Raw genomic sequence first — 6,806 nt, 5'->3', positions numbered from 1 at the left:
CGACGATGCTGCCCCGCACCGAAGCAAGCTCGAGCGGGTCGCGCGCCGTGAAGTCGCCGCTGAGGCGCGCCACCCGCACCCCGCTCGCTGCGACCTCCGCCACCACCGTGTTGAGTCCGGCCAATTGGCGTCCGGGAAGTATGAGCTCGAGCACCTCGCGCCCACCGGCTGCGACGCTTAGAGGATAGCTCTCCGCGCCGACGAGGATCTCGAGCTCGAGGGCGTCCTCTGAAGCACTGTTGTCCACGCTGAAGCGGGCGGCGACCTCCTCGCCGAGCTCACCGTCGTCCACCTCCAGGCTCATGGCGGGCGCTTGTGAGAGGCCGCTGCTTGAACCCCGCACATAGACAGGGTCTTCCCCGAGCGTCAGTGTGACACTGCCTCCCAGGGGTGCGTATTCCGCTCCCAGCCCGGTCATGTCCGTGACGGTAAGAGGAGTGTCCGCCTGCAGCAGGACCGTGGCGGGCAAGCTGGCCCACATCACCCGGACGTCGCCCTCGTCTGCGCCAAAGGCGTAGCTGAAGACGCCCTCGGGCGCGTCGTCTCGCTCCATAAAGCTCGCGCCCGTCAGCTCGCGCGCCATCACCGCGAAGGCGACGTAGGAGGGCTTGGGGGTGTGCGCGCCCAGCGGGTCGTCGGTGTGGCGCACCAGGCCCCAGTTCTGCTCGACGCGCGTGGGGTCGGCCCCGTCGTTCATGAAGTCGTACCAGAAAAAGCGTTCTACGCCGGCGGCGAGCGTCTGCGTGTAGGCGCGCACCAGGTACTGCGCCTGGCTGCGCTCGGGCGTGCCGTCCTCTCCCGGGGTGGTGGCCCAGCCGAGCTCGCTGATATAGCTGCCCGCGGCCCCGTACTCGCCGATGAGGTCGGCAAGCTGGTCCAACTGCCCGCCCAAGCCCTCGGGCGGGTCGGCGGGGCGGTAGGGATGGACGCTCACGGCGTCCAAGACCTCGAGCGCGCCCTCCTCGAAGAGGAGCTCGAGCCAGCCAAACGGCAGGCCGGAGGTCGCCGGGCCGACGACCCGCACCTCGGGATGCTCCGCCTTGATGGCCTCGTGGACGGCCTGGACGAGCTCGGCGTAACAGCGGACGTTGTCGGGGTTGGGCTGCGGCGGGGTGTTGCGGCAGGGGCCGCGGTTCCAGGGCGCGCCCCCGGCGTTGGGCTCGTTCCAGACCTCGACGGCGCGGATGACCTCGGGGTACTGGCGCACGAGTGCCGCGCCGTAGGCGGCGTAGGCGGCGCGGCCCTCGTCGGTGAAGGGAATCGCGCCGATGCCCTCGTTGTCCACGTCGTAAAGGCGGTTGCCGTAGTTGAGGATGGTGAGGGTGGTGAGGCCGGCCTCCTCGAGCGCGCGCATGTAATCCTCATACATGCCCGCGAAGGCGTAGACGCCGGGCGCGGGCTCGATGCGGTTCCAGGGCAGCTCGTCGCGCACCGTAGTAACGCCCGCCCACGTCAGGAGCGCGACCAGCTCGAGTGGGTAGTTGGAGACGCCGGGGCTGGCGTACTCGCCCGCCGCCTCGTCCCACTGCGGCGCCTGGCCCTCCAAAAAGTGCGCGAAGTGCGTCTGCACCGCGAAGGGTGACTCGGCGCCCGCGAAGTCGCGCTCGGCGAGAACGGCCAGCGTCGTCTCGGCGCGCGCGCCTTCATCCGCCGTGGTCGCTGTGAGGCGAAAGTAGCCGCGCGCGCCCTCGGGCAGCTCGAGCGCGAGTTCGTCGCCGGCACCCTCGCCGCTGGCGACCGCCTCGCCCCAGAGGTCGTGGAGCGTCCAGGCGACGCTATCGGCTGCGGGCTCGAGGCCGATACGAACGTCCTCGCCCTCCAGAAAGACGTTGCCGACCGTGAGGGGGACGAGCCCGAGCCCGGTAGGAGACTGGGTGGGAGACTGGGCCCAGGCGAAGGCGAGAAGGAGGGCGAGGAGGCTTAGAACGCGCCTCACTCGCCGCTCTCCAGCGGGCTCACGCTGAAGGTGTCCAAGTAGGCGGTCGCCGTCGCGTTGCCGGGATGCGCCTCGAGCCCCACATGGGTGACGTTGCCAAGGTTGACGAAGGCGTACTCGCCCGCCAGGGTGCCGTTGAAGAAGACCTCCACGGTGCTCGCGTCAAGGTCGACCTCGAGCCGCAGCGTGTTCCAGTTGTCGCCGCTATAGCCCGCCAAGTCGCTCACCGGCACGGTGTGGTTGGCGCCGCCGCGCTGTTGCGCGCGCAAGACCGTATTGCCCGTCATGCCGATACCAAAGCGCACCGACACGCCCGCGCCGAAGAAATTGTTCTCGGGCGTGCTGGTGAGGTAGAGCCCGACGTTGCGGGCGTCGCTGCCCGTGCCGCTAAACGGCACCAGGTCCACTTCGGCGGCAAAGCGCCGCTCGGGCGCCGGCAGGACGAGGGTCACATCGGCGTTGGCGGGCGGCGCGACGCGCAGAACCCCCGTAGCGCCGTCGTTGACCGCGTTGGCGGTCGCCGTGCTGTCGACCACGAATTGCGCCGGCGCGGCCCCTGCGTAGACCGCGTTCAAGCCGCTGCTGTCGAGTTCGGGCGGGTCGCCCTGCAGGGTCTCGCCGCGCGTGCCGGGCGAGGGGAAGGTGTCGCCGTACAAGGCATTCGCCGGGAAAGGCAGGTCTTCGGGATTCACGACGTAGACCCTCAGATAGAGGCTGGCGGCCAGGCCACCCCGCACCGTCACGTCGGCGTAGACGGTTCTGAGGCCGGTCGCGCCGGAAAGGGTGACGGGCTGTCGGACAACCTCGCCCGCAGGCGCCAGGACCGGGTAGCTGCGGTTTTCACCCTCGAGCCTGAAGATGGCGTGGAGCGGTTCGCTGCCGCCCGTGTTGTCCACCACCAGCACCAGCGGCGCGTCGGCGTCGCCGGGCTCTAAGCGGATGGCCGCGCCCTCGGCGACATTGGTGACGCTGCCCTCGACGTAAAGGGGGTCGCCCGAAAGGGTCAGGAACACTTGTCCGTCTACGGGCGTATAGGTCTTGGTTTTACCGACCATATCGGTGACGGTGAGCGCGCTCGTCGCCTCGAGGCTGATCGTTTTAGAGGCGGTGTTGACGTTGGTGTCTTCGGGCAGCCACATGACGCGCAGGTCCTGGCCGCCGCGCTCGAAGACGTAGCTCATGACCCCTGCGGGCGCGCCGTCCTTGCCGACGAAGCGGGCACCGGTGAGCTGCCGCGCCGCCGCAGCGTAGGCGACGTAGGCGGGCTTGGGGGTATAGGCGCCCAGGGGATCGTTCTTGGCGCGAACGAGGCCGAAGTTCTGTTCGCGCCTGTCGTCTTCGATACCGTCGTTGACGAAGTCGTACCAGAACATCTTGTCCACGTTCGCGGCGAGCGACAGGACGTAAGCGCGCGTCAGGTATTTGGCCTGACTCAGCTCCGACACCGTGTTGTTCGCCGAGCCGGTCGGCCAGCCGAGCTCGCTGAAGTAGATGCGCTTGTCGCCGCCGCCGTACTGCGCCATCAGGTTGCGGAGCTGCCGGGCGCGGTCTTCCAAACTGGTGCCGATAAAGCCGGCGGCGGGGTTGCCGTAGGCGAACTCGGGTGCGGCTGCGTTGGTCGCGTAGGGGTGGACGGTCACGGCGTCCAAGAAGTCGAGAGCGCCCTTTTCGAAGATGGCGTCCAAGTAGCCGTAGGGCAAGGTCACCCCGGCGGGTCCGGTCACGAGCATGTCGGGGTGCGCGGCCTTGACGGTCTCGTAGGTGTTCTTGATGAGTTCATAGTGGCAGGTGATGGCGTAGTCGTTGAGCGGCGGGCTGTTGCGGCAGGGGCCGCGGTTCCAGTTGGGCAGGGCGGCGTTGATCTCGTTCCAGACCTCGAACTCGGCGATGTGCGGGTAGCGCTCCTTGAGGGCGAGCGCGTAGGCGGCGTAGCCCGCGCGCCCATCGTCGGTGAAGGGAATCGAGCCGATGCCCTCCTCGTCGAAGTCGTAGAGGCGGTTGCCGTAGTTGAGGATGGTCAGCGAGCTTACGCCGCTCGCGTCAAGCGCGTTCATGTACTGGTCATAGCTCTCGGGAAAGGCGTAAGCGCCCCGCGTCTCGCCGGCCGGGGGCTCCACCGCCGACCAGGGCAGCTCGTCGCGCACCATCCTGACCCCGGCCATCTCGAGCAGCGGGACCATCTCCGGCCCGTGCTTGGGCACGCCCGGCGTGACGTAGCTTTGCGTTTCGGGGTCGTATTCGGGGCGAATCTCCGGGAACTGCCCGAAGTGTGTCTGGGCGGCGAAGATGGAATGGTCCGCAGCGACGCCGCTGAAGTCATGGCGAGACAGGACCGCCAGGGTCGTCTCGGCGGTCTCGACGACCGCATTGCCGCGCATGACCTCGACGTAGAGCCGGTAAAAGCCGCGCTCGCCCTTGGGGAGCCGCAGCTCGAGCGTCGTCGAGCCAGCGTTTCTGCCGCCCCTCATGGCTGCCCTTCCCTGGGCGACGACCACGCCGCGGATGTCGCGCAGCGTCCAGACGGCGGCGCTACCGGAGGCGTTTACGCGCACGCGCACGCGCTCGTCCTCGAAAAAGACGTTGCCTACCGTAACGGGCTCGAGCACCGTGGTCAAGGCGGGCGCGAGGGGAGGGTTGCCGTTGGGACCGGCTTGGGTGCAGCCTACCGCGAAGAGTACGAGCGCGGCGAGGCCGAGCGCGAGGCGGAGGTGTCTTCTTTGCTTGTTGTTTTGCCTGTTATTTTGCCGGGAAGCGTTCACAGTTAGAACTCCTATACGATTCCTATACAATGACGAGGGGTGTTGGGGTTTCGCTTGTCTCTGGGGAGCAGAGGACAGGGCTGGGCTCCGGCACCTCCTTTCTGGATACGCCTTTCTGAATACGGCGGTGAAAATGTGGCGAAAATGCGCCCAAAATACGGTAAATGGCTGGGGACGGGCCAGGCCGTCCCCGAGAAACGCTAGTTTCCTTCGCCCGCCATCCGCCAGCGGTCATAGGCCGTCTGGTAGATCTCCTGCACGCGCTCGGCGCCGATGCGGTTGAGGGTGCTCACGTAGGCGTCCCACTCGCTCAAAGGCTGCTGCCCGGAGATGAACCGCGCTTCGGCCTGCTCGACGAAACTTTCGATGTCGGTGAGCAGGAAGTTCAGCTCGGACTGTTCCTCTTCGGTGAAGTAGAGCAGCGGGAAGGTCGGCACCGCGTAGGGCTCGAGCTGCTCGGCGGTCTGCTGGCCGATGTAGTAGTTTTGCGGGTTGGTTTCCTGAATGCCTATCTGGGTCACCTGCTCGACATAGGGGCGGTACTGGGGCAGGTGCGTGCCCGCGTCGGGCGTCACTTGGCCCCCACGGTACTCCTCGGGGTTCATGCCCTCGGGGATGATGCGCTCGAGGCCGCCCTCGGGGGTGCGGCTGTAGTCCTGGCCCTCGACGCCGAACACTTGCAGGAGGGCGCCCTCGGGCGAGTAGAAGTAGTCCACCCAGCGCATGGTGGCTTCGGGGTTCGGGTTGGTGCGGGTGATGGCGAAGGTGCCGCGGATGATGTTTGAGTCGCGCGGCCAGATGCGCTCGCTGTTCACCTCGGAAACGAGCGGCATCACTTGGGGAAAGTCGGTGTTGCGCTCAACGCCGACGACCAGGAAGGGGCCGGCGGCGGTAAAGACGCCGACGCGGTCCTCCTGGCCCTTGGCGGCGATCTGCTGGGGGGTTTGGGTGAAGGTGTCGGGATCCAAGAGGCCCTCGCTGTAGAGGCGGTTCATGTACTCGAGGTAGGCGCGGAAGCCCTCTTCGGTGGGAATAAAACGCGCCTCGTCCCCGCTCACGTCGAAAAGTTGCTGGCCGTAAAAGACCGAAAAGCCAAAGGCGGCCAGCATCCCAGGGCGGATGTCGCCGAGCGGCCACTGCGCCAGGTTGCTGGCGGTCAGCGAGATCTCGTCGGCTTGACCGCTGCCGTTAGGGTCGCCGTCTCTAAAAGCCACCAGCACCTCGTAGAATTCCTCGGTGGTGGTGGGCATCTCGAGCGAGAGCGCGTCGAGCCAGGGCTGGTTGATCCACAGCTTGGGGTAGACGCCAAAGCCCGCGGTGACCTTGGGAAGGGCGTAGATGTGGCCGTCCGGCGCGGTGATCGAACTGCGGATGTCCGGGTTCTCGTCCAGGACCTGTTGCAGGTTGGGCGCGTAAGCGGCGATCAGCTCCTCTAAGGGAATGAGCACCCCTTGCGCGCCGTAGGTGACCTCGTCCGACGCGGTCAGGCGACCCCCAAAGAAGAAATCAGGAAGCTGGCCGCTGGCGAAGGTCAGGTTCTTGCGCTCGATATAGCCGTCGTCGGGGATCACCATCATCTGCAGGTTGATATTGGTCTGTTCGGCCAAGGTGGTAAAGAGCCTCAGGTCCTGCCACTCTCCCTGGATGGCCGCTCTGGACCCCATCAGGGTGAGGGTGATCGGCTCATCGACGATGGGAAAGCCGGTCTCGTTGACCTCCTGGGCGCCGACCTGCTGAGCGCCGACCGGGGTCAGGACTGACGCGGTCACCAGCAAGAGGGCGGTCGTCATAAGGATTCTTAGTTTCTTCATGTCTTGCTCCTTTTTGTCTTTTTTGTCTTTATCAGCTTTGTCTTTATCAGCTCAGCTGACGAACGTGGCTTGAATGCTTCGCTTTTATGGATGGTCGCGCGGCGCGACTATCCTTTGACGGACCCAATCATGACTCCCTTCACAAAGTAGCGTTGCAAAAACGGATAGAGAATGAGCAGCGGCAGCGAGGCGACGATCATCACCGCGTACTTGACGATGTCGGCGATTCTGGCCTGCTCGGCCAGCGCCTCCATGGCCGCGCCGTCCATCATCATGCTGGCGCTCATCTGCTGCTGGACG

4 protein-coding genes are annotated in these 6,806 nt (G+C 66.3%); all 4 read right to left on the bottom strand.

All coding sequences use genetic code 11. The annotated features are described in order from the left end of the window. Window positions 1-1,936, bottom strand: a 1,936-nt coding sequence (locus tag M3498_02710; protein ID MDQ3458208.1) for a hypothetical protein, incomplete at its 3' end; no start/stop codon positions are given. After that, on the bottom strand, window positions 1,933-4,695 hold the full coding sequence (locus M3498_02705) for a hypothetical protein (GenBank protein ID MDQ3458207.1): 2,763 nt from the start codon (window positions 4,693-4,695) through the stop codon (window positions 1,933-1,935). The genes M3498_02710 and M3498_02705, both read right to left, overlap by 4 nt. Before the next feature lie 200 nt (window positions 4,696-4,895). Beyond that, window positions 4,896-6,506, bottom strand: a complete 1,611-nt coding sequence (locus M3498_02700) for an extracellular solute-binding protein (protein ID MDQ3458206.1) — start codon at window positions 6,504-6,506, stop codon at window positions 4,896-4,898. A 107-nt stretch (window positions 6,507-6,613) separates the two neighbouring features. Beyond that, window positions 6,614-6,806, bottom strand: a 193-nt coding sequence (locus M3498_02695; GenBank protein MDQ3458205.1) for a carbohydrate ABC transporter permease, incomplete at its 5' end; no start/stop codon positions are given.

It is taken from the genome of Deinococcota bacterium, assembly GCA_030858465.1.
GTDB lineage: Bacteria > Deinococcota > Deinococci > Deinococcales > Trueperaceae > JALZLY01.
The sequence above is the reverse complement of the archived record's forward strand: the minus strand, read 5'-3'. Positions and strand labels throughout refer to the sequence as shown.

What these genes read in the sequence shown, in the direction of transcription:
- M3498_02700 (MDQ3458206.1), bottom strand. Translation starts at nt 6,506, where the DNA reads ATGAAGAAACTAAGAATCCTTATGACGACCGCCCTCTTGCTGGTGACC.